The organism is Nioella sp., assembly GCF_965215655.1.
Classification (GTDB): domain Bacteria; phylum Pseudomonadota; class Alphaproteobacteria; order Rhodobacterales; family Rhodobacteraceae; genus Nioella.
On the sequence record NZ_OZ244111.1, the window covers coordinates 2,997,698 to 3,018,190 of the forward strand.

At 63.8% G+C, this 20,493-nt stretch carries 23 protein-coding genes and 1 tRNA gene; 7 read left to right on the top strand and 17 right to left on the bottom strand.

Annotated elements, in window-relative coordinates:
* Window positions 1–20: 20 nt before the first annotated feature.
* Together ACOOEX_RS14870 and ACOOEX_RS14875 are read left to right on the top strand one after the other, a co-directional pair.
* On the top strand, window positions 21–1,175 hold the full coding sequence (locus tag ACOOEX_RS14870) for a TFIIB-type zinc finger domain-containing protein (RefSeq protein WP_420395559.1): 1,155 nt from the start codon (window positions 21–23) through the stop codon (window positions 1,173–1,175).
* Window positions 1,172–1,843, top strand: coding sequence for a nitroreductase (locus ACOOEX_RS14875; protein WP_420395560.1), 672 nt, complete (start codon window positions 1,172–1,174; stop codon window positions 1,841–1,843). Before ACOOEX_RS14870 ends, ACOOEX_RS14875 begins: the two co-directional genes overlap by 4 nt.
* A gap of 64 nt (window positions 1,844–1,907) precedes the next feature.
* On the opposite strand, the gene ACOOEX_RS14880 is transcribed toward ACOOEX_RS14875, so the two are convergent.
* Window positions 1,908–2,324 (bottom strand): Hsp20/alpha crystallin family protein, encoded by a 417-nt coding sequence (locus ACOOEX_RS14880; RefSeq protein ID WP_420395561.1) that lies wholly within the window; start codon window positions 2,322–2,324, stop codon window positions 1,908–1,910.
* Between the two features lie 132 nt (window positions 2,325–2,456).
* Here ACOOEX_RS14880 and dtd point away from each other — a divergent pair, with 132 nt between their 5' ends.
* Window positions 2,457–2,903 carry a D-aminoacyl-tRNA deacylase gene (gene dtd / locus ACOOEX_RS14885; RefSeq protein WP_420395562.1) on the top strand — a complete coding sequence of 149 codons (447 nt, stop codon included), beginning with the start codon at window positions 2,457–2,459 and terminating at the stop codon, window positions 2,901–2,903.
* A gap of 170 nt (window positions 2,904–3,073) precedes the next feature.
* On the opposite strand, the gene ACOOEX_RS14890 is transcribed toward dtd, so the two are convergent.
* From ACOOEX_RS14890 to ACOOEX_RS14925, 8 genes are all read right to left on the bottom strand, one after another.
* Window positions 3,074–4,273 carry a CaiB/BaiF CoA transferase family protein gene (locus ACOOEX_RS14890; RefSeq protein ID WP_420395563.1) on the bottom strand — a complete coding sequence of 400 codons (1,200 nt, stop codon included), beginning with the start codon at window positions 4,271–4,273 and terminating at the stop codon, window positions 3,074–3,076.
* Window positions 4,270–5,313 (bottom strand): AbrB family transcriptional regulator, encoded by a 1,044-nt coding sequence (locus ACOOEX_RS14895; RefSeq protein WP_420395564.1) that lies wholly within the window; start codon window positions 5,311–5,313, stop codon window positions 4,270–4,272. The genes ACOOEX_RS14890 and ACOOEX_RS14895 overlap by 4 nt, the downstream gene beginning before the upstream one ends.
* 605 nt (window positions 5,314–5,918) lie before the next feature.
* Entirely contained in the window at window positions 5,919–6,098 is a 180-nt protein-coding gene (locus ACOOEX_RS14900; protein WP_420395565.1) for a hypothetical protein, read from the bottom strand.
* Window positions 6,099–6,279: 181 nt separating this feature from the next.
* Complete coding sequence (locus ACOOEX_RS14905; protein WP_420395566.1) at window positions 6,280–7,551, bottom strand: S8 family serine peptidase; 1,272 nt, start codon at window positions 7,549–7,551, stop codon at window positions 6,280–6,282.
* A gap of 21 nt (window positions 7,552–7,572) precedes the next feature.
* Complete coding sequence (locus ACOOEX_RS14910; protein ID WP_420395567.1) at window positions 7,573–8,190, bottom strand: hypothetical protein; 618 nt, start codon at window positions 8,188–8,190, stop codon at window positions 7,573–7,575.
* Window positions 8,187–8,738, bottom strand: coding sequence for an RNA polymerase sigma factor (locus ACOOEX_RS14915; protein WP_420395568.1), 552 nt, complete (start codon window positions 8,736–8,738; stop codon window positions 8,187–8,189). The genes ACOOEX_RS14910 and ACOOEX_RS14915 overlap by 4 nt, the downstream gene beginning before the upstream one ends.
* 456 nt (window positions 8,739–9,194) lie before the next feature.
* Window positions 9,195–9,271 (bottom strand) — tRNA-His (locus tag ACOOEX_RS14920).
* A 48-nt stretch (window positions 9,272–9,319) separates the two neighbouring features.
* Window positions 9,320–9,811, bottom strand: coding sequence for a GNAT family N-acetyltransferase (locus ACOOEX_RS14925; protein ID WP_420395569.1), 492 nt, complete (start codon window positions 9,809–9,811; stop codon window positions 9,320–9,322).
* Window positions 9,812–9,932: 121 nt separating this feature from the next.
* Here ACOOEX_RS14925 and ACOOEX_RS14930 point away from each other — a divergent pair, with 121 nt between their 5' ends.
* A complete protein-coding gene (locus ACOOEX_RS14930; protein ID WP_420395570.1) occupies window positions 9,933–10,124 on the top strand; it encodes a DUF6324 family protein in 192 nt (63 codons plus the stop codon).
* Between the two features lie 108 nt (window positions 10,125–10,232).
* On the opposite strand, the gene ACOOEX_RS14935 is transcribed toward ACOOEX_RS14930, so the two are convergent.
* Entirely contained in the window at window positions 10,233–10,688 is a 456-nt protein-coding gene (locus tag ACOOEX_RS14935; protein ID WP_420395571.1) for an MmcB family DNA repair protein, read from the bottom strand.
* A gap of 301 nt (window positions 10,689–10,989) precedes the next feature.
* Window positions 10,990–11,295: a hypothetical protein gene (locus tag ACOOEX_RS14940; protein ID WP_420395572.1), complete on the bottom strand. Its 306-nt coding sequence runs from the start codon at window positions 11,293–11,295 to the stop codon at window positions 10,990–10,992.
* Between the two features lie 163 nt (window positions 11,296–11,458).
* Between ACOOEX_RS14940 and ACOOEX_RS14945 the strand changes: the two genes are divergently transcribed.
* Window positions 11,459–13,015, top strand: coding sequence for an amidohydrolase (locus ACOOEX_RS14945; protein WP_420395573.1), 1,557 nt, complete (start codon window positions 11,459–11,461; stop codon window positions 13,013–13,015).
* Window positions 13,016–13,102: 87 nt separating this feature from the next.
* Here the strand turns inward: ACOOEX_RS14945 and nusB are convergent, their stop codons facing one another.
* From nusB to ribB, 3 genes are read right to left on the bottom strand one after another with little or no spacing between them, the layout of a single operon-like run.
* Window positions 13,103–13,582, bottom strand: coding sequence for a transcription antitermination factor NusB (nusB, locus tag ACOOEX_RS14950; RefSeq protein ID WP_306044918.1), 480 nt, complete (start codon window positions 13,580–13,582; stop codon window positions 13,103–13,105).
* Window positions 13,579–14,130, bottom strand: a complete 552-nt coding sequence (locus tag ACOOEX_RS14955) for a 6,7-dimethyl-8-ribityllumazine synthase (RefSeq protein WP_420395574.1) — start codon at window positions 14,128–14,130, stop codon at window positions 13,579–13,581. The genes nusB and ACOOEX_RS14955 overlap by 4 nt, the downstream gene beginning before the upstream one ends.
* Before the next feature lie 3 nt (window positions 14,131–14,133).
* The gene (gene ribB, locus ACOOEX_RS14960) at window positions 14,134–15,255 is read right to left on the bottom strand and encodes a 3,4-dihydroxy-2-butanone-4-phosphate synthase (protein ID WP_420395575.1); all 1,122 of its coding nucleotides are present in this window, start codon (window positions 15,253–15,255) and stop codon (window positions 14,134–14,136) included.
* Between the two features lie 141 nt (window positions 15,256–15,396).
* Here ribB and ACOOEX_RS14965 point away from each other — a divergent pair, with 141 nt between their 5' ends.
* Both ACOOEX_RS14965 and ACOOEX_RS14970 read left to right on the top strand, forming a co-directional pair.
* Window positions 15,397–16,452, top strand: a complete 1,056-nt coding sequence (locus ACOOEX_RS14965; protein ID WP_420395576.1) for a proline racemase family protein — start codon at window positions 15,397–15,399, stop codon at window positions 16,450–16,452.
* Between the two features lie 84 nt (window positions 16,453–16,536).
* The gene (locus ACOOEX_RS14970) at window positions 16,537–17,118 is read left to right on the top strand and encodes a VOC family protein (RefSeq protein WP_420395577.1); all 582 of its coding nucleotides are present in this window, start codon (window positions 16,537–16,539) and stop codon (window positions 17,116–17,118) included.
* A gap of 178 nt (window positions 17,119–17,296) precedes the next feature.
* On the opposite strand, the gene ACOOEX_RS14975 is transcribed toward ACOOEX_RS14970, so the two are convergent.
* The 3 genes from ACOOEX_RS14975 to ACOOEX_RS14985 form a co-directional block, all read right to left on the bottom strand.
* Window positions 17,297–18,817, bottom strand: coding sequence for a tripartite tricarboxylate transporter permease (locus ACOOEX_RS14975; protein WP_420395578.1), 1,521 nt, complete (start codon window positions 18,815–18,817; stop codon window positions 17,297–17,299).
* Between the two features lie 4 nt (window positions 18,818–18,821).
* Window positions 18,822–19,310, bottom strand: a complete 489-nt coding sequence (locus ACOOEX_RS14980) for a tripartite tricarboxylate transporter TctB family protein (RefSeq protein ID WP_420395579.1) — start codon at window positions 19,308–19,310, stop codon at window positions 18,822–18,824.
* Window positions 19,311–19,495: 185 nt separating this feature from the next.
* Entirely contained in the window at window positions 19,496–20,479 is a 984-nt protein-coding gene (locus ACOOEX_RS14985) for a tripartite tricarboxylate transporter substrate binding protein (RefSeq protein WP_420398379.1), read from the bottom strand.
* Between the last annotated feature and the right edge of the window lie 14 nt (window positions 20,480–20,493).

The window sequence follows — 20,493 nt, forward strand, 5'->3', positions numbered from 1 at the left end:
TAACCGATTTTCAGAGAGCCATGAGCGATTTGCCCCCCACCCCGCCCGGATCTGACCCCGAACCGGAGGCCACCGAGGCCGCCGACGCCCTCGCCAATGAGGAACACCGCTTTCCCTGTAACCAATGCGGGTCGGATTTCCGCTTTGACCCGGAAGAGGGCAAGCTGATCTGCGACCATTGCGGCAATGAGCAGGATTTCGAGACCGCCGACCTGCCCGAGATCCGCGAGATGGATTTCGAAACGGCGCTGCGCTCGGGCCTCGACAATGCCGAGATGGAGGAAATCCGCGTCACCCCCTGCCCCAATTGCGGCGCGCAGGTGGAGTTCAACTCGGACGTCCATTCCACCGAATGCCCCTTCTGCGCCACCCCGGTGGTGACCGATACCGGCACCCACAGGCATATCAAGCCCAAGGCCGTTCTGCCCTTCAAGCTGGAAGAACGCGATGCCCACAAGGCGATGACCGCCTGGCTTGGGCGGCTCTGGTTCGCGCCAAACGGGCTGAAGGAGTATGCCCGCCAGGGCCGCAGCCTCGATGGCATCTACGTGCCCTACTGGACCTATGACGCCCAGACCGCCAGCCGCTACCAGGGCCAGCGCGGCACGATCTACTACGTCACCAAAACGGTGATGCGCGAAGGCAAACCAACCCAGGTCCGCGAACAGAAAATCCGCTGGACCAATGTCCGGGGCCGCGTCAGCCGCTTCTTCGACGATATCCTGATCCTCGGCTCGCGCTCGCTGCCGAAAAGCTATACCGACAATCTCAAGCCCTGGAACCTGAGCGAGCTGGAGCCCTATCAGCCCCACTACCTCGCAGGCTTCATGGCCGAGGGCTATACGGTCGATGTGGAGGAAGGGTTCGAGGAAGCCCGCGATATCATGGACGCGCAGATCCGCCGCGACATCAATGCCGATATCGGCGGCGACCGGCAGCGCATTAGCCATGTGAACACGGATGTCTCCGAGATCACCTTCAAGCATGTGCTGCTGCCGGTCTGGATGGCCGCCTACAAGTACAAGGGCAAGAGCTATCGCTTCGTGGTCAATGGCCAGTCCGGCAAGGTGCAGGGCGAACGACCCTGGTCGGCGATCAAGATTGCCATTGCCGTCGTCATCGGGGCGGCGCTGGCCGCAGGCGCGGCCTATCTCTACATGATGACCCAGCAATGAGCGACGCCGAGGCGCTGACACACATCCTGGATGCCCGGTATTCCTGCCGGGCGTTCCGGTCTAATCCCCTGCCGCGCGACCTGATCGAAGAGATCGTGAGCGACGCGCAAAAGGTGGCCAGCTGGTGCAATGCGCAGCCCTGGCAACTGGTTGTCACGGGCGCAGAGGAAACGGACCGCCTGCGCGCCGCGCTGGCCGAGGAGATGACCTCTGCCAGCCACAGGCCCGATATCCCCTTCCCGGAGCGGTATTCGGGTGTCTACAAGGAGCGTCGCTCCACCTGCGGCTGGCAACTCTATGGCGCGGTCGGGGTCGAAAAGGGCGACCGCGACGGATCGCACCGGCAGATGATGGAAAACTTCCGCTTCTTCGGTGCGCCACATGTGGCGGTCCTGACATCTGAGGCGGAGCTTGGCCCCTACGCGCTCGTCGATTGCGGTGGCTTCCTGACCGCGCTGACCCTGGCGGCAACCGCACGCGGCGTCGCTACCATCCCACAGGCGGCGCTGGCGAGCTACGCGCCCTTACTGCACCGGTTCTTCGACCTGCCTGAGACCCGTACCATCGTCTGCGTCATCAGTATGGGCCGGGCGGATAAGGACCACCCGGCCAACAGCTTCCGCACCACACGCGCGGGCCTAGACGAAACGCTCCGCTGGCAAGGCTAGGCGCGGCCAACGTCCTTGCAAGGACGTTATAAGGGGCTTGCAAGCCCCTTCCCCGCGCCCGGCCTCATCCTTTGCGCACCTCGATCCTCTTGGTCTCGGGGCTGGTGGGCAAAGATTTCGCCACCGAAACCGTCAGTACCCCGTCTTTCAGATCGGCACTCACCGCCCCCTCATCGGCGTCAGGCGGCAACCGGAAACTGCGGGAGAACGCCCCATATTGCCGTTCGCTGAAATACCAGGTCTCTCCCTTCTCCTCGCGGCTCGACTTCTTCTCACCCTTCACGGTCAGCACCCCGTCATGGACGCTCACCTCGATATCCTTGTCCTCGACACCCGGCAGTTCCACCACCACCCGATAGCTGCCCTCATCGACGGCCGCCTCTGACGCCGGTGCGAACCAGTCGGCCACCTGCCGACCCATCGTGCGAAAAGGCTCAAAAACCGAGGGCCACCCGCCGGACGTATGCGATTTCTCAACCATTGCGATCCTCCTTGATGCGCGGCAGCTCACACCTCTGCCTGCGTCCCGGAGTCTCTCCGATCCCGCTTGGATTCGCCTTGATTCCGGTCAAGAAACCCGCACTCTCCCCCCGGATCAGCGAAAGGACCCATCATGCGCGCCCTCATTCAACGCATCAGCGAAGCCGCCGTCCGCGTCGACGGAGAGCTCATCGGCCAGTCCGGCCCGGGCCTCATGATCCTCGTCTGCGCCATGCAGGGCGATGGCGAGGCGCAGGCCGAAACGCTCGCCACCAAGATCTCGAAGCTCAGGATCTTCACCGATGAGGCGGGCAAGATGAACCGCTCGATCCTTGACATGGGCGGCTCGGCCCTCGTGGTCAGCCAGTTCACGCTGGCCGCCGACACCTCGCGCGGCAACCGCCCCGGCTTCTCCACTGCCGCCCCACCGGCAGAGGGCGACAGGCTTTACCAGCATTTCGCCGCCCATCTGGCAGGCCTTGGCATCCCTACCGAAACTGGCCAGTTCGGGGCCGATATGAAAGTCTCGCTCATCAATGACGGCCCGGTCACGATCTGGATCGACACCGAGGCCAGCTGACCCCCTGCCCTTCTTCTTGGCCCAAATACTCCCGCCGGAGGCATCCCGCCCGAGCAACCCGCGCAGGCGACAGGATCGACACACCAGACCCTGACGATATCCCGCGGCAGCGCGGCCCGGCGAGGCCTCCGCCATCCGGGGGCAGGTTGAGCCGGGCCGCTCCCCGCCGCTCAGATCACCCCGTCGCGCGCCAGCCGTTCCAGCTCTGCCGTATCCAGCCCGAGCGCACCGAAGACCTCCTCCGCATCGGCCCCGAGTGCAGGTGGCCCATCCGCCACCTCGGGCGCGGCCCCATCCAGTTTCACCCCCGGTCGCAGCACCCGTACCGGCCGGTCCACGCCCGGCACATCCTCGAATGAGGCCACCAGCCCACGGTCGGCCACCTGTGGATGCGCCAGCGCCTCGGGCACCGACAGAACCGCCCCGGCAGGCACGCCCAATGCGTTCAACTCGCGCGCCCAGTCCCGCGCCGATTTGTCCTCCAACCGCGCCTCGATGAGCGACCGCAGCGCGTAGCGGTTGCGCTTGCGATCCTCGCGCGTGGCATAGTCGGGGTCGTCCAGCAACACTTCCAACCCCAGATGCCGGGCCAGAAATTCCCATTGTTCGTCCTTGTTGGCGGCGATGTTCACGAGGCCCCCCTTGCAGCGGAAGGCACCCGAAGGAGCAGAGGTGGTATTCTCATTGCCATGGGCGCCGGGTTCCACCCCCGCGATCAGGTAGTTCGACACCGCCCATCCCATCGTCGCCAGCACCGCCTCCAGCATCGACACGTCGATAACGCAGCCCCGGTCCGGCGCGTTCAGGGCGGATGCAATCGCCATCGCCGCCGTCAGCCCGCCGATCGTGTCGGCAATCGGATAGCCCACGCGCAAAGGCGCGCTCTCTGTATCGCCGGTGATCGACATGACGCCCGAGACGCCCTGCACGATCTGGTCATAGGCGGGGCGGTCGACCCATGGCCCGTCCTGCCCGAACCCCGAAATCGCGCAATAGATCAGCCGGGGGTTTTCGGCCCGCAGCACTTCTGGCCCCAGCCCCAACCGATCCATCACCCCGGGGCGGAAGTTTTCCACCAGCACGTCGGCCCCGCGCACCAGCGCCTTCAGGATCTCCCTGCCCTTGGCATGTTTCAGGTTCAGAGTGACCGATTTCTTTCCGGCGTTCTGCGCCAGGAAAGACACGCCCATGCCCTTGGCGTTCAGCGCCGGATCGGCCCCCAACTGCCTTGCCAGATCGCCCCGTCCCGGCGCCTCCACCTTGATCACCTCGGCCCCCATATGGGCCAATTGGTGACAGGCGAAGGGACCGGCCAGCACATTGGTCATGTCCAGCACGCGAATACCGTCAAGGGGCTTGGGGGCGGTCATGTCTCGGGCTCCGATCTGGGCAGGAAGGCGGGCACGAGGAAGGTCAGCAGTAGGATGCGGAATGCGTGGTGGAAGGCCACGAAAGCCGGGTCCGCATCCAGCATCACCGACATCGCCGCCATGGTCTCCAACCCGCCGGGGGCATAGGCAATCAGCAGGTTGGTGACCGGCAGGCCCAGGGCCCAGTGCATGGATAGCGCCGCCCCCACGGTGGCGATCAGCGCCAGAGTCGTCAGCACCGCCGCCGCGCCAGAGGCACGCCGGATCTGGGCCAGCGAGATGCCTGAAAAGCGGGTGCCGATCAAAGTGCCCATGATGGCAAATCCGGGGATCGTCACCCATACGGGCACCAGCCCCGGGGTTGCTCCGGTGCCATGGCTGACCGCCGAGACGATGAAGCCGCCCATCAGGAAGGCCGCAGGCATGTTGAGGCGTTTCAGCACCGTGCCGAGCGCCGCGGCCAGCACCATGATCACCCCCAGATGCACAAGCGACATCACCGCGTCGGGGCGCGCCGACATGCTCAGATCCACATCGGTCAGCAGGGCCACAGCCAGCGGCACCAGCAATGTCAGGATGAGCACCCGCAGGGATTGCGCCACGGTGATGGTCGAAAGCTCCGATTTGGTATCGGCAGACAGGGACAGGATATAGCTCAAATGTCCGGGCGTTGCCGCCAAGAGGGCCGATATGCGGTCGAATTCAAGCCAGCGTTGCAAGAGCGTTGCACCGCCCAGAAAGATGATCAGAAGCGCCGAGGCAAGCGCCGCGAGGCTCAGGGGCCATTGCGCCGCAGCGGCCAGGATCTCGGGGTTCACGCCGGCCCCCATGGACGTGCCGATGACCAGAAAGCAGCCGTCCCTCAGCGGCAGCGGCACCCGCGTGCGCAGGCCCAAGACTCCCGCCAGCGTCACCAGCGCGGCTGGCCCCGTCAGGTAGGGGGCGGGGATGTGCAGCCAGACCGCGGCCATCGCGCCAATAGCGCCCACGGCCAGCGTGGTGGCGAGCGTTGCGGGATCTGGGGGCAGCCAGGTGTTCATACCCCCCGTGATACGCCTGTGGAGGGGCCGCGCAAAGAGGATGAGACCGGCGTTGCGCATCGTGCAACGGATTTCAAGAGCACTTGACGGAAAAGAAAAAGACGATGCCCGGTCCGGGGGAGGACCGGGCATCGGGGCACCGAACTAAGGACGGGGGGTGTTCAGCGCCGGGAAAGCAGCCGTCAAACGGAAAACAAGTGGCTGCGATATTGGAAAATGATTTCGTCATCACCACTGATCGCCTGGCCATAACAAGCGGGCAGCGGTTGCCAGAAATCCAAGGCAATCGGGGAAGGAACGCGTTTCACACTGACCGAGACAAATGTCAGCATGCACTTGAGAAATCGTGACACGTTGTGCTCCCTCACCTGCAGCGCAGACTATCTGCGCAATACAGGGATAGGTCGGGGGGCGCGTCGACTTGGTTCAAAGTTTTTTCCGTTTTTTTTCGATCCACGCGCCGAGCTGGCGGAGCCCGTACAAAAAAGGCCCGCACTCTTGAAGAATGCGGGCCGGAAAGGTGCCGATCAAAGCGGAAAAGCGGGATCGGTCAGACGAGGGACAAGCCCGTGGCAAGTGACGGTGGCCACGGGAACACCGATGGTTCAGCCCTGAATGGCGCGGCGGAAATTGGTCAGCCGGGCGCGGGACGCAGGCGCGGTGTCAAGGGTGGGCACGGCCACCAGGTCACGCTGCGACCCGGCTGCAATGCTGCGGACCTGAAGATGATCGCCTGCGATGGCGCGGCGGGCGGCAGAGGAAAAGGGGGCAAGAAAACGGTTCATGGCTTGGGTCCTGATCGCTATGGCATCCGGCGGGAAAAACCGCCCTTATACCTGTTGGTCGGACGGTGGGCGGCCTCGGTTCAAAATCCCTTCCCGATTGCGCCGTGACAAAAGCCGGAAACGCAAGAAACCGGCCTGCAACAGGCCGGTTTCCCAAGGCTCACTCCTGCAATATTCGGTTTCAGCAGCCGCCGCGCACAAGACCCCAACCGAACTCCGAATCGAAGCCATCCGGCCCAAGATCCACCGCCGAGCCGCGCAGGCGGTCACGAATCTGACTCAGGCTCAATCCGCCGCCTGCCCCCAGCCGGGCCGCCAGCGCGGTGACGATAGGGGCGGCATAGGAGGTGCCGGAGGCATAGTTGCCGCCGCGCGAGGAGGCGACGTAGAGATCGACACCGGGGGCCGAGAACTCGATATGGTCGCCGTAATTGGCATCACGATACCGGCGGAAAGCGGCGTCGACGGCGGTTACGGCGATGACCGAAGGGTGAGCCGCCGGATAGGCCGCCCGTTCCCGACCGTCATTGCCCGCAGCGGCGATCATGATCGCCCCGCGTGCGGCAGCGCTGTCCAGAACAGCCGTCAGCACAGAGTTTTCCGGCCCCGCGAAGGACATGTTGATCAGCCGCACATCCTGTTGCAGCAGCCATTCGATGGCGGTGGCAATGCGTTCGATATCCGCGCCGACGTCACCGCGCGACTCCGTAAAGGCCGACACGGCATAAAGCGCGGCACCGGGGGCAAAGCCGCCAAGCGCGCCGGACGGGTCCTGCCCCACGATCAGCGCCGCCACGGCGGTTCCATGATTGCCGGCAGGCGGGCGTTCCCCATCGCCAAGGAAGCTCTGCGTCACGATCTGCGCGCCGGCAAGTGCCGGATGGTCGGGGTCAACCGGCCCGTCGATAAGACCAATCGACCGACGCCCCACCGGGCAGGCACCGGGGGAAGCATCCCCAATCATGTCGGCGGCGTAGACGCGGGGGCGGGCCTGCGACAGCTCATAGATATGGTGACGCCCCACCTGGGTATTCGGGGCCACATCGTCGAGAATCAAGTTGGCCCGGCGCACACCAAGGCGCAGGCGGAAATCGTAGATGGCAATGCGGATGCCGAGCAGAGGCAGATCACGATAGCGCAACAGTTGCGCCCCGGCTTCGGTCAGACCATTCCGCGAGGCGTCGAATTCCGAGATCGGGCCGCTGACGATGTATTCGGGCAGACCCGATGGAGATGTCACCACACGAGGTTGGGCCGAATTGTCGGCATCCACCCGTTCATCTTCATGATCATATCCGTCTTGGTAATCGTCGGGGTAGCACGGCCCGTCACACTCTCCGGGGCTGGTCGGCCCCCCGGTTGTCGGGTCGGTGGGTTCGACCTGGGCTTGCGCAGCCCCCACCTGAAGCATGAGCAGAAAAGCTGCGGCGACAAAGATGATCAGACGAAACATAAGCAGGGCCTTCAAAAGGGACTATTGCACGTCCTCGACAATAGCCGAAGCCGACAGGGCTGCAAATGCGGCATCCGAGGTTTCTGCGTCAATGAGGCCAAGCCCGTAGATGCCAAGCGCCGAAGGGCCGGAAACGATCTCCAAACCGGCCTGCAGCAGAAGGGCACGCAGTTCCACCTCGGTGGCGTCGGGGGCGAAGACCACGGTGAAATCGGCCGCGGCACCGCCACTGGCCAGGGTGAACCCTGCGGGCTCGGCGCTATCCATGGGCGCAGAACCCGGACCGAATTGCGGCAGGTTGAACCCGATGCCCACAGCCAGCACCACGGCGGCGGCGACCTGCCAGATGCGCAGGCGCATCAGCGGCACCACGTTGTCATTGGCGGCGGCAGGGGCCGGGGTCGACAGGCGTTCGCGCTGTTCGGCATCCACATCACGCATCAGCCGGGCCAGTCCGAATTCGCCGGGGCTGGCGACCTCTTCAGCCTGCATGGTGTCGCGGATGGCCGTCAGTGCGGCCAGTTCGGCGCGCAGGTCTGCATCCTCGGCCAGGGCTGCATCGACAGCGGCCAGATCGGCGCCTTGCAGGGTTCCGTTTGCCCGGAAGGGCAGGAGTTCGTGGATTTGCTCGTTGGTCATGCCACACCTCTTTCCACGCGGCCCGACAGGCAGCGCATCAACAGTTTCTTGGCATGGAAGATGCGGGTCTTGATCGTACCTTCCGGCACCCCCGACACCTCGGCTATCTCGCCATAGGTCATGTCCTGGTAGAACGCGAGCGTGATCGCCGAACGGTGATCGTCCTTCAGCGTCTCCAGGCAATGCCTTACATGCTCGGCCTCCTGGCCGGCTGCAAGGCAGGTCTCCTGATCGGGGCCGTCATCTGCCATGTCCGGTGTTTCATCGGTCAGGTCCATACGGCCGCGCTTGCGCATCGCGTCGATGCTCTTTCTGTAGGCTATTCCGAAAATCCAGGTCTGCACTTTCGATCTCCCTTCAAAGCGGCCGGCGGAACGCCAGACATCCATGAACACTTCATGGAGTATGTCGTTTGCTTCGTGAGGATCGTTCAATCTGGAGACGATAAATTTGTAGACGGGCCGTTCGAGCGCACGATAGAGCGCCGCCAAGGCCTGCTTGTCGCCCTGCGCGATCTGCTCGATCAGGAACTTGTGGTCTGCACTCATGTCTAAAGGCCCGTCCTGCCTACAAGAGCCAGACTTAACCGGTTTGGCTGGCCGCGCCAAGTGGGACTGAGGTCAGGTTTCCCCGACACTTGTGCCGTTTCATAGAAGACCCGAGCCGCAACAGGTTTGTCGAAGGCAGATCGATCAAGACGGCGCGGCAGTTGAGATGGCCATGGGTGTTCAACTCCGGCATCTGCAAGATCCGGACATCAGAGTCAGGCAGCCTCGTCCTCGACCCGATCCACCAGATGCCGGGGCTGAACAGGATACAGCGACGTCCCGAACTGCTTGCCGGACTGTTTGGAAGCACCAAAGGGCCCATTCAGGCAAGGGCACTAACGCCGGATCGCCCGCTTTGGACAGAGGGTAAGGACTCCGGCCGATCCGGGTCCGGCCACGCGCTTTGAGGACGGGGGCCTGTCTCCTGCCAGCGTAGCTTCCCATGGTATCGGAGGATGGTACCGCCTCCCCGGCTTGAACGGGGGACCTCTGGATCCACAATCCAGCGCTCTAACCAACTGAGCTAAGGCGGCACTGGCGGGGTGGATAGCCCCCGTTGCGCCGGAATGCAAGCCTCTCTGTTACGTCAAATTCAGCTTCCATGTCTGTTCTTCCAGCCGCTGCCCGAAGGAGGTGACGGGATGGCTGTCGATGCAGGTGAACCCGGCCTTTTCATACAGCGCACAGGCGGCCCGGTGGCTAGCATGGGTCCAAAGCACCATCTCTCGGTACCCCTTGTCGCGGGCATAGGTGATGCAGGCATCGAGAAGCCGTTTGCCAAGCCCTCTGCCCCGTGCTGCCGGGGTCAGAAGGAAGAGGCGCAGCTTGGCCTGACCCGGTTCCGGCCCTTTGACACAGAAAATGGAGCCGAGCCTCTGCTCCCCGTCCCAGGCAATCCAGGCGCGTTCGCAGGCGGGGTCGCGGGTATGGATATATTCGGCCAGGATCTCGGCCACGAGCGCCTCGAAACTGGCATCGAATCCCTCGTCTCGCGCGTAAAGCTCCGCGTGCTGCTGGATCAGCCAACCGGCGTCACCGATGGCCAGATCGCGCAGGTCGATCCCGTCAGACATGCGATTTCCCCTTTGTGGACCCTGTATCGTTCCAGTATTTTGCCTTGTATCGCCACGGGCAAGGGTCTAGGCCGCTTGCCAGCCCCTTATCAGGGGAAAACCGGGTTCTTGGAGGACACGCATGGGTATCGACAGCGAAAGCGATATTGCCGCCAATCTGCAGATCGGCCCCACCACCCTGGGCATGGTCCGCATCTATATCGAAGCAGACGGCGTCGATCTGCCGCTGGATTTCGACCCGGAGGAAGCCCTGGAGATTGCCGAGGAACTGCGCGTCGCGGCGGAAACCATCCGCAAGGGCACTAGGGGCTGAACCCCTGCGCGATGGCGTCGCCGCTTGATGGCGTGTCATACGAGGGGCGCTGCCCCTCGCGCTCCCCGGAGTATTTGGGCCAAGAAGAAGGGGTGCGAACAATTTTGGTCAAATGCTGCCCGGTTTGGGGTCGCGATATCCGTGCAGACGCTGCGCAGCGGTCCGGGCGAATTTCTGGGTTAGCACCTTGCGCCGGGCGGGGGGCAGTTTGGTCTCGGGCCCAAAACGCAGGATTTCCGCGTCATAGGCATCGGCGATGATCAGCCCGGTGCCCTCGGGCAGCAGATCGGTCGGAAATTCCTGATCCACCGCCCAGAAATACCGGTCGCACCATTCCAGGTAGCCATCCCATTTCGAATCGGAGGTGAAGTCGACACGGCTCGATTTGCACTCGATCACCCAGATTTCCCCTTTGGGGCCAAGCGCCATGACATCCACCCGCTTGCCCCGCTCTGGCACGAATTCCTCCAGGCTGGCGAAATCATGCTGGCGCAGATGACGGCAGACGCCCCGGGCCAGCAGCTGGCCGGGCATGAGATCGGGAAGGAGAGCGTCGTTTGCCATGCTGCCAGACTGGAACAATTCAAGAACAAATGCAATTACCTGCATTGCCCTTGTCGGAATCCGTGGAAGGGCCTATGTGAGGGATCGGCGGGGTCTGCCCTTCTCGTATCGGGTAATATTCCGGTGGCCTTAAGCAAATCCGAGGGAGCTGGCTCTGTGCGGACCGTGGTCCGTTTACCTGGCGCCCACCTGTATATACAGGTCCTCGGGAATTGAATTCCCAACGGTTGTGGTGGTCCCGTCACCTTTGAAAGACCAAGGCCCGGAGCGGATGCTTCGGGCCTTCTTTCTTGCGGGGTGTCTAGCGGTCGGTGATCCGAACCGGGATCGCGACCGGATCGGCCACGGGCAAGGCATCGCGCTTGCCACCGCTTTGGTCATCATCCTCTTCGCCCATGGACATGATCTTGTAGCCGATCTGCGCCGAGCCGAAGGTGATGGTGCCGAACACGATCAGCATCAGCACCGCCACCGGCCCCTCTGCCGTATGGGTCACCAGATGCCACAGATTGCCCACGTTGAAGGCGAGGATCATCGCCGTGAAGGCGACCGAGATCCCGAAGCCGATGAACCCGTGACGAATGATCATCCTGATATGGTCTGGCATGACGTCCTCCTTGACCTTGTCAAATATGTTAGCACGGCCCGGCCGCTCTGCAACCCTCAAGCCTGCGGCAGAGCCGCCCTTGGGCCACAATTCGCCCGTCTGAAAAGCGCTTGCCTGCCATGGGGGCAGCATCCTAGCGTCGTGCTGAAAACGGAGGCAAGGCATGACGGCGGCAAAAGACACGGCGCGGGCAACGGTCAGGACGCGTATGGGCGAGATTTCCCGCTGGACGCGCGACATCTGGGATTTCGGGGAAACCGCGTGGCGCGAATATCGGTCCAGCGCCTATTACGTGGACCTTCTGCGACGCGAGGGCTTCACGGTCGAGGAGGGCAGCGCCGGCATGCCCACGGCCTTCTGCGCCACCTGGTCAAACGGCGACGGCCCCACCATCGGCGGCTACGCCGAATATGACGGCATCCCCGGCAACTGCCAGGCGGCGGAGCCAAGGAAAGCCCCCCGCCCCGGCCTTGGCCCCCATGCGGGCGGCCATACCGACCCACATTCGGCGCTTGGCATGGGATCGCTCGGCGGGTTTCTTGCCGCCAAGGCGGCGATGGAGGCACATAGCATCCGCGGGCGGCTCAAGTTCTTCGGCGAACCGGCGGAAAAGGTGCGGGGATCGAAGCCCATTCACGCGGCTGCGGGCTATTACGACGACCTCGATGCCGCGATCAGCTTTCACCCGTTCTACATGGCGCCCTTGTGCAACACCGTGCGGTGGGACACCCATTGCGGCGTGGGCTATGGCGTCATCTACGAGTTCACCTGTGATGCACCCGAAACCTGGATGGCGGGCGAAGATGCCTCGCCGATCCCCGCCAGCCACGCCGCCGCCCGTGCACCGGGGGCCACGGATGCGATGGTGCAGATGTATCAATCGGCAAAGGCCCTGCGCGAACATGTGATGGCGCCGGGGCAAAGCTGGTCGATGAACGAAACGATCCTGAGCCACGGGCAGGCCACCGCCGACAACATCCCCGCGCAGATCGCGCAAATCCAGTATTTCATCCGCATCAGCGAGGTCAGCGAGGCCGAGCATATCATCCGCGGGCTGGACCACTTCGCAGACGCCGCCGCAAAGCTTTGCCATTGTTCGTGGCGGCGGCACTGGGTGGCCAAATCGCGCCCCGGCCTGCCCAACCACGCCATGGCCCGCGCGACCTATGCCAATCTGGAGGCCGTAGGCGCACCTGTTTGGGGAGAGGAGGCCGCAGACTTCGCCCGCGCGATTCAGACCGAACTGGGGCTGGAGCCCATGGACGCCCCGTTCCTCCCGATGATCTCCAAGCTGACCCCGCCGGAGGACGCCGAACGGCAGCTCAGGCAGAACCTGCCGCCCTCACAGCGCCATTTCACCTCGGACGACTACACCGAGTATTGCTGGCACGCGCCGACGGTACGGCTCTATATCGGGCGGCCTGCGCTGACCGCGCCCGAGGGCTTCGCCTATCCGGCCTGGGCGATGAACGCGCTTGGTGGCCACCCGGCAACGATCGACCCGATGAGCGAGGTCGCGGCGCAGGTCATCGCAATGACGGTGCTCGACTGCCTGACCGATCCCACGCTGCTGGAAACGGCACAGGCCGAGTTCCGCCAGCGCACCGCCGAAGAGCATATTCCGCCGCTCTGCGACTACGCCCCTCCGCTGCATTTCCGATGGCCGGAATACGTGACCACCGCGCGGGGCAAGGACTGGGCGATCCCATCCGGGGCATGAAGAATTTTCCAGAAAATTCTTCCGAACCCCCAAATTTTTCTGGAAAAATTTGCAGACTGGAAAACTCTTCTGGAAGAGTTTTCCAGCTCAGAACGCCTCGGGCCGGGCTTCGCGCGCCATGTGGTCAAGAACGGCATTCACGAATTTCGGCTCGCGCCCTTCGGGGAAGAAGGCGCGGGCGACGTCCACGAACTCGGTAATCACCACCTTGGGCGGTGTCGCCGAGTCCAGCAGCTCCGCGCCAGCAGCCCGGAACAGGGCCCGGATGGTCGGGTCAATGCGCGCAATCGGCCATTTCGCGACCAGCGCCCGGTCGGTCATCTGGTCGATCTTGGCCTGCCAGTTCACCGCGTCATCCAGCAGCTTGGTGAACAGGTCGGGATCGGCCTCGGCCAATTCCTCGCCCGCCACTTCCTGGCCAAAGCGGAAATCGAAGAACTCGCGGCGCACCTTCTCTACCGTCTGCCCCGCGGCCTCCATCTGAAACAGCGCCTGAACGGCATAAAGACGGGCGGCAGATTTCATCTGGCGCTTTTCGTCCTTCGTGGGGCCCTTTTGGGTGGTCATGCGCGGCTTGGTCCTTTTGCATCGCCGGCAATCAGCATCTCGCTGCCCGCCGGTTTGAATCCGATGCCGCCTTTAGGCGCTGCGAACTTCCGCGTCAACGCGATAAGGTGGAGCGCCGCCGCCGCCGCGCCGCCGCCCTTGTTCTGATCGGCAGGATCGGCGCGCACTTCCGCCTGTTTGCGGTTCTCTACCGTCAGGATGCCATTGCCGATGCAGGCCCCTTCCAGCCCCAGAAGCTGGATCGCGCGGGAACTGTCATTGCAGACCGTATCGTAATGGGTGGTCTCGCCCCGGATCACGCAGCCGATGGCAACGAACCCGTCGAAATTGGCCTGCCGATAGGCGATGCGGATCGCCGTGGGCACCTCCAGCGCGCCGGGCACTTCGATGATCTCATGATCCGCGCCCGCCTCTTCCAGCGTCGCAATCGCACCTGCGATCATGTTGTCGGCGATATCCTTGTAATAGGGCGCGACGACGATCAGCACTTTCACCGGCTTGTCAAAGGACGGCAGGGGCAGCGTGTAATGGGTTTCAGATCCGGCCATGGTTCAGCCCTTCATGATCGGGCGCGTGCCCACGATGGAAAGCCCGAAGGCGTCGAGACCCAGATAGCGGGTCGAGGGGGAGTCGGTCAGCAGGATCAGCTCGTTCAGGCCCATCTTGGACAGGATCTGCGCGCCCAAACCGGTGCGCTTGATGGTCCGCGGCCCGTGCTCGTCCTCTATTGCGAAGGCCTCTTTCCGGGGCGCGCGGATCAGGCAGATCGCCCCCCGGCCTTCCTCTGCAATGATCCGCATGGCGGTCGGCAGCTCTGCGGTCGGCTTCGGTCCCAGCCCCAACAGATCCGCCCCGGCCTGCAACGCGTGGGTGCGGATCAGAACCGGCTCATCCGTGGTGATGTCCCCCTTCACCAAAACCACATGTTCAACCCCATGGGTCTGGTCGGTGAAAATCCGCATCTCCCATTCGCCGCCAAACTCGGACGTCACCGTATCGCGGGCGGTCTCGACCACCAGATTGTCGCTGCGCGAACGATAGGTGATCAGGTCCGAGATCGTGCCGATCTTCAGCCCGTGTTTCCCCGCATATTCCACCAGATCGGGCAGCCGCGCCATGGTGCCGTCTTCCTTCATGATCTCGCAGATCACCGAAGACGGGTAATGCCCCGCAAGACGCGCCACGTCGCAGCCCGCCTCGGTATGGCCAGCCCGGACCAGCACCCCCCCGCGCCGCGCGCGCAGCGGAAAGACATGGCCCGGCGTGGCGATATCGGCAGCGGTGCATTGCGGGTCGATGGCGGTCTTTACGGTCAGCGCCCGGTCGGCGGCGGAAATGCCGGTCGACACGCCCTCGCGCGCTTCGATCGACACCGTAAAGGCCGTTTCATGACGCGAGGAATTGTTCACGGCCATCATCGGCAGGCCCAGTTCCTCGACCCGTTCCGCAGGAAGCGTCAGACAGATCAGCCCACGGCCATGGGTGGCCATGAAGTTGATCGCATCCGGCGTCGCAAAATTTGCAGGGATCACCAGATCGCCTTCGTTTTCACGGTCTTCATGATCGACGAGGATGAACATGCGGCCCTGACGGGCTTCCTCGATGATCTCCTCTATGGGCGAGATCGCGTCCTTGTAATCGGTCTCGACGGGCCCTGGGGTCTCGAATGTCATAATAGTCCCTTTGTGCCTTGGCTTGGGCAGCAGATACCGCAGCCCGCCTTACGATACCAGTGAAGACCCGTCGAAACAGGCGCTGGACACGACGTCATAACGCAGCCTAGCCTCCGCAAAACCGCACAGGAAAGGCCCGCGATGCGCTTCTCTCGCATGATCACTGCCGTTGAGGCGCACGCCGAGGGCGAACCGGGCCGCGTCATCACAGGGGGCCTGCCGCCGATTCCCGGACGTTCGGTTTTCGAAAAGATGCAGTGGATGCAGGCAAATGCCGACGATATCCGCCTTCTGATGCTGCGCGAACCGCGCGGCAACCCGGCGCTGTGCTGCAACGCCATTGTGGAACCCTGCGACCCGGCGGCAGATGCCGGTTTCATCATCATGGAGCAGACCGAATACCCGCCCATGTCCGGGTCCAACACCATCTGCACCGTGACGGTCCTGCTGGAAACCGGCATCCTGCCGATGGTTGAACCGGTGACCGAGCTGACGCTGGAGGCCCCGGCGGGCCTGATCCGGGTCCGTGCCGACTGCCGTGATGGCAAGGTCACCCGCGTCACCTTTCACAACGTGCCGTCCTTCGCCCTGCATCTCGATGCGGAGATCGAGGTTGATGGCCATGGGCCAACCCGCGTCGATGTGGCCTGGGGCGGGATGTTCTATGTCATCGCCGACGCGGCCCAGTTCGGGCTGGACCTGACCCCGGAAAACGGCGCCGAAATGGTGCGCCTGTGCGAGGCCCTGCGGCGCGCAGCGCGCGACCAGCTGCCCGTTACCCACCCCGACAACCCGGCCATCACCGGCCCCACGATCTCGCAACTGACCGGCCCCGCGCAGCAGGCCGGCAACCACGGACGCAGCGCCGTCACGGTCTCGAACAGCGTCTCGGCCCCGCCAAGCCCCCTGTCCCTTCCCGGTGCGCTCGACCGCTCCCCCTGCGGCACCGGCACCAGCGCCAAACTGGCCTGTCTGCACGCGCGCGGCCTGCTGGAACCCGGTGAGGACTACATCAATGAAGGCCCCATCGGCACCACCTTCACCGCAAGGATCGAGGGCCTGACCCAGGTCGGCCCCTACCCCGCCATCATCCCCAGCATCACAGGGCAGGCCTGGATTTACGGCACCAGCCAATACATGCTCGACCCGACCGACCCGTTTCAGCAGGGGTTTCGCGTGGGCGATATCTGGGGCTGACGCACAGATCCCCTGCGCCAATCGGCATTTGGCTTTGACCGCGTTTGGGCTACCATCCCTCCAACAGAAGGGGAGATTAAGTCAATGCGCAAGCTACAGGTTCAGGGCGTTCACCACATCACGCTGACCGGCGCCGACCGGCAGACCTCGATCGATTTCTGGGAAGGGGTGCTCGGCATGCCCTTCATCTTCGACCAGCCCAATCTGGATAATCCGCGCGAAGGGCACCTCTATTTCGATCCCGGTGACGGGCGGCTCATCACCATCTTCACCAATGAAGACCGCACCCCCGATCCGCGCCGCACCCCCACGGAACCGGGCTGCGTCCACCATATCGCCTTCAATGTCAGCAAGGCCACCTTCAGCCAATGCGTGACCCGGCTCGATGAGCGCGGGATCAGCCATTCCGGACCCAAGGATCGCGGCTTCATGGATTCGATCTATTTCAAGGATCCGATGGGGCTGATGATCGAGCTGGCCTGCTACCGGTTCGAGCCACCCGTGGGCTGCACCCATGCCGATGTGATGATCGAGGCGCACAGGATGCGCGTCGCGGCGGGCGACTACAACATTCAGGAAAAACATCTCGCCGATGCGATTGAGCTTCTGGTTGAACGCCGCCAGCAAACCCTGTCCGCCGACCGTTCCGCGAAGAACCCCTACTGAGTTTCTTCTTGGCAACAAATACCTCCGCCGGAGGCACAAGACAGCGCCCCCGGCGGATCGTTTCATTGTCGCGACTCTCTCACCACGCAACCGTGGCAACGCGGCCCGAGGATGCCCCCGCGCAAGCGGGGGTTGAGGAGGGCCGCCCGCGGGTCGATGCCGAAGGCAGCGAAACCGCTCAGTCGTCCGCGACCCCCTCTGCCCGCAGTCGCGCCCGCCGGGCCCGGTAACTCGGCACCACCACCAGAAGCAGCGCCAGCACCAGCAGCCCGAGCGTCATGGGCCGCTCAAGTATGAACCCAAGCCCATCATAAAGCTGCATCGCCCGGCTGAAATTATCCTCCAGCATCGACCCCAGGATGAAGCCGATCAGCAACGGAGCCAGCGGATAGTCGGCAAACCGCAGGATCGTCGCGACGAAGCCGAATCCCACGAGGATCAGAAGCTCGGTCGCATTGTTCTGCCCGATATAGGCCCCCATCAGCGTGAAGAAGAGGATGAACGGGATCAGGTAGTTGCGCGGCACCGCCAGGATCTTGGCGATATAGGGAATAAGCGGCAGGTTCAGGATCAGAAGAACCAGGTTGCCGATATACATCGAGATGATGACGGCCCAGAAGATCTGCGGGTCATCCACCATCAACCGCGGCCCCGGCGTGACGTTCAGGGCAATCAGCGCCCCAAGGAGAATGGCGGTTGTGCCCGACCCCGGAATCCCAAGCGTCAGCAGTGGCACGAAAGACCCGGTACAGGCGGCGTTGTTGGCGGTTTCCGGCGCGGCGAGGCCCTTGACCGATCCCTTGCCGAATTCCTCCTGCTCCTCGCGTGGGGCAATATTGCGCTCCACTGCGTAGCCCAGGAAGGACGCGATGGTCGCCCCCGCCCCCGGCAGCACGCCGATGAAGAAGCCCTGGATCGACTGGCGCCCGATGACCGGCGCGATCTTGCGGGCTTCCTCGCGGGTGATACGCAGGTCCTTGATCTCGCCGCTGTCCTCGCCATCGCCGGTCTTGGACCGGGCCGGGTTCAACACCAGGTACATCGCTTCCGGAAGGGCGAACATCGCCATGGCCAGCGTGATGAAGCCAAAGCCCGATTGCAGGTCCATCAGCCCCATGGTGAATCGCGGCATGTTGTAAAGCGCGCCCTCACCCACGGTGGCCATGATCAGCCCCAGAAGCGTCATCAGCAGCGCCTTGGCCACGTTGCCGGTGCCCGCAAAGGCCGCGATGGCCGACAGACCCACCACCATCAGCGCGAAATATTCGGCCGAGTGAAAAAGCAATGCCACGGTGGACAAAGCCGGTGCAAAGATCATCAGCAGCAGCGCCCCGATGGAGCCGCCCGCGAAACTGGCGATGGCGGCGATGGTCAGGGCCTTGCCCGCCTTGCCCTGTCGCGCCATCGGGTAGCCGTCGAAACTGGTGGCCACGGTCCCAGCCACGCCCGGCGCGTTGATCAGAATGGACGAGGTCGAGCCACCAAAGATTGCCCCGTAATAGACGCCCGCCAACAGGATCAGCGCCGCCGAGGGATCGCCGATGGTGATCGCCACCGGGATCATGATCGCGATGATGGACATCGGGCCAAGGCCCGGCAGCATCCCGATGAAGGTGCCGATCAGGCAGCCACCGATGACCATCAGCAGGTTGGTAACGGAAAAGGCCGTCGAGAGGCCGATCATCAAACCTTCAAGCATGTCCTTACACCCCCATGAAGAACGGCCAGGGCCGCAGGAAGATGCCAAGCACCTCCTGCACCAGGTACCAGATGAACCCGGCCGCGATCAGCGAGACGGGAAGCATGATGTGAAACTTGCGCTCGCCCAGGATCATCGACCCGCCGATGAGAAACCCGGTGGTCGAGATCAGGAACCCGGCGGGCCGCAGCAGAAGCGCATAGGCCACCATCAGCGCCAGAAGCGCCAGCGCCTGCCCGACCTTGTAGTCGCCAAGACGCCGGTAGTTGATATCCATCGGCTTCGGGTCGGCGGCGGGCTTTTCCAGCCCCAGCACGATAATCAGCGCGGTGACCGACCCCAGCACGGCCAACACCTTCGGGAAGGTCGAGGGCCAGACCGGGTTGCGCTGCATGAAGGGCGGCAGGCTCGCATCCATGGTGAAAAAGGCCCCGTATCCGTAAGCGAGGCATATCAGCAGGATCACCAGTGCGATCCATCGGTCCAGTGCCATCTGTCCCTCTCCGTTTCTGTCAGATCCCTGCGGGCGTTACCGGCCCGGCGCGAAGCCGCCTCGAAGCGGCTTGTCTCACGCGGCTTGCAAACCGCGTCTCACGGGCTTTGCAAAGCCCGTCACGAAAGGCGCTTCTAAGCGCCTTGGTGGCCCCGCACCCCATGAGGCGCGGGGCCGGGAAGGCCTCAGAGGAAGCCCAAGGTCCGCATCAGGTCGCCGATGGCGGTTTCCTGTGCTTCCAGGAAGGTGCGGAAGTCGTCACCGGAATTGTGGATGTTCACCCACCCGTTGCGGGCGCGCACGGCCTCCCACTCTTCGGTGTCATACATCGCGGCCAGCACGTCACGATAGGCCTGCGCTTCCGCGTCCGTCAGCGACGGGGCGCCAAAGAAGCCGCGCCAGTTGACGAATTCCACGTCGATGCCCTGCTCCATCATGGTCGGTGCATCTTCATAGGCCCCCACCCGGTCGGGAGAGGTCACGCCAAGAATGCGCACTTCACCGGCATTGGCCAGATCAACCGCTTCGGAGAAGCCGGTGGACAGCGCCTGGATCTCGCCAGACAGCAGGCCCGCCATGGCCGCGCCGCCTGCGTCATAGGGGATGTAACGCACGTCGAGCGGGTCTTCGCCCGCCGCCTGCATCACCATCGCGGCAACCAGGTGGTCCATGCCGCCGGGTACGGAACCGCCGCCGATGGCCACAGCGCTGTTATCGGCGCGATAGGCGGCCAGCAGGTCGTCCATCGACTGGATCGGGCTGTCGGTGTTCACGACGAGCGCCGCATAGTCACCGATGGTGCCAGCAATCAGGGTCAGGTCACGGAAGCTTTGCGGGAAAACGCCGGTCAGCGAGCGGATCACGATGGGGGTGGAGTTCACCATCAGCGTGCCGTGCTGGCTTTCGGAGTTCTCGATCATGTAGGCAATGGCCACGCCGCCACCGCCGCCGGACATGTTTTCGTAGCTTGCGCTGCCCACCAGACCGGACTCGGTCAGCGCCTCGCCGGTGCCGCGCGCGGTGCCGTCCCAGCCACCGCCGGCGCCGCCGGGGATCAGGAAGTGGATGCTGTCCATCTGCTGGTGACCATCTGCAAGTGCAGGGGTGCCGAGGCTCATCGCGGCAACCGCCGCAGCCGCAAAGGCCCGACGGGTCAGGTTCATTTTCATCATTGTCTCCTCCC

What these genes read in the sequence shown, in the direction of transcription:
- ACOOEX_RS14900 (WP_420395565.1), bottom strand. Translation starts at nt 6,098, where the DNA reads ATGAACCGTTTTCTTGCCCCCTTTTCCTCTGCCGCCCGCCGCGCCATC.
- ACOOEX_RS14915 (WP_420395568.1), bottom strand. Translation starts at nt 8,738, where the DNA reads ATGAGTGCAGACCACAAGTTCCTGATCGAGCAGATCGCGCAGGGCGAC.
- ACOOEX_RS14895 (WP_420395564.1), bottom strand. Translation starts at nt 5,313, where the DNA reads ATGAACACCTGGCTGCCCCCAGATCCCGCAACGCTCGCCACCACGCTG.
- ACOOEX_RS14940 (WP_420395572.1), bottom strand. Translation starts at nt 11,295, where the DNA reads ATGCCAGACCATATCAGGATGATCATTCGTCACGGGTTCATCGGCTTC.
- ACOOEX_RS14880 (WP_420395561.1), bottom strand. Translation starts at nt 2,324, where the DNA reads ATGGTTGAGAAATCGCATACGTCCGGCGGGTGGCCCTCGGTTTTTGAG.
- nusB (WP_306044918.1), bottom strand. Translation starts at nt 13,582, where the DNA reads ATGACCACCCAAAAGGGCCCCACGAAGGACGAAAAGCGCCAGATGAAA.
- ACOOEX_RS14925 (WP_420395569.1), bottom strand. Translation starts at nt 9,811, where the DNA reads ATGTCTGACGGGATCGACCTGCGCGATCTGGCCATCGGTGACGCCGGT.
- ACOOEX_RS14980 (WP_420395579.1), bottom strand. Translation starts at nt 19,310, where the DNA reads ATGGCACTGGACCGATGGATCGCACTGGTGATCCTGCTGATATGCCTC.
- ACOOEX_RS14945 (WP_420395573.1), top strand. Translation starts at nt 11,459, where the DNA reads ATGACGGCGGCAAAAGACACGGCGCGGGCAACGGTCAGGACGCGTATG.
- ACOOEX_RS14905 (WP_420395566.1), bottom strand. Translation starts at nt 7,551, where the DNA reads ATGTTTCGTCTGATCATCTTTGTCGCCGCAGCTTTTCTGCTCATGCTT.
- ACOOEX_RS14935 (WP_420395571.1), bottom strand. Translation starts at nt 10,688, where the DNA reads ATGGCAAACGACGCTCTCCTTCCCGATCTCATGCCCGGCCAGCTGCTG.
- ACOOEX_RS14930 (WP_420395570.1), top strand. Translation starts at nt 9,933, where the DNA reads ATGGGTATCGACAGCGAAAGCGATATTGCCGCCAATCTGCAGATCGGC.
- ACOOEX_RS14985 (WP_420398379.1), bottom strand. Translation starts at nt 20,479, where the DNA reads ATGAAAATGAACCTGACCCGTCGGGCCTTTGCGGCTGCGGCGGTTGCC.
- ribB (WP_420395575.1), bottom strand. Translation starts at nt 15,255, where the DNA reads ATGACATTCGAGACCCCAGGGCCCGTCGAGACCGATTACAAGGACGCG.
- ACOOEX_RS14870 (WP_420395559.1), top strand. Translation starts at nt 21, where the DNA reads ATGAGCGATTTGCCCCCCACCCCGCCCGGATCTGACCCCGAACCGGAG.
- ACOOEX_RS14910 (WP_420395567.1), bottom strand. Translation starts at nt 8,190, where the DNA reads ATGACCAACGAGCAAATCCACGAACTCCTGCCCTTCCGGGCAAACGGA.
- dtd (WP_420395562.1), top strand. Translation starts at nt 2,457, where the DNA reads ATGCGCGCCCTCATTCAACGCATCAGCGAAGCCGCCGTCCGCGTCGAC.
- ACOOEX_RS14875 (WP_420395560.1), top strand. Translation starts at nt 1,172, where the DNA reads ATGAGCGACGCCGAGGCGCTGACACACATCCTGGATGCCCGGTATTCC.
- ACOOEX_RS14965 (WP_420395576.1), top strand. Translation starts at nt 15,397, where the DNA reads ATGCGCTTCTCTCGCATGATCACTGCCGTTGAGGCGCACGCCGAGGGC.
- ACOOEX_RS14890 (WP_420395563.1), bottom strand. Translation starts at nt 4,273, where the DNA reads ATGACCGCCCCCAAGCCCCTTGACGGTATTCGCGTGCTGGACATGACC.
- ACOOEX_RS14975 (WP_420395578.1), bottom strand. Translation starts at nt 18,817, where the DNA reads ATGCTTGAAGGTTTGATGATCGGCCTCTCGACGGCCTTTTCCGTTACC.
- ACOOEX_RS14970 (WP_420395577.1), top strand. Translation starts at nt 16,537, where the DNA reads ATGCGCAAGCTACAGGTTCAGGGCGTTCACCACATCACGCTGACCGGC.
- ACOOEX_RS14955 (WP_420395574.1), bottom strand. Translation starts at nt 14,130, where the DNA reads ATGGCCGGATCTGAAACCCATTACACGCTGCCCCTGCCGTCCTTTGAC.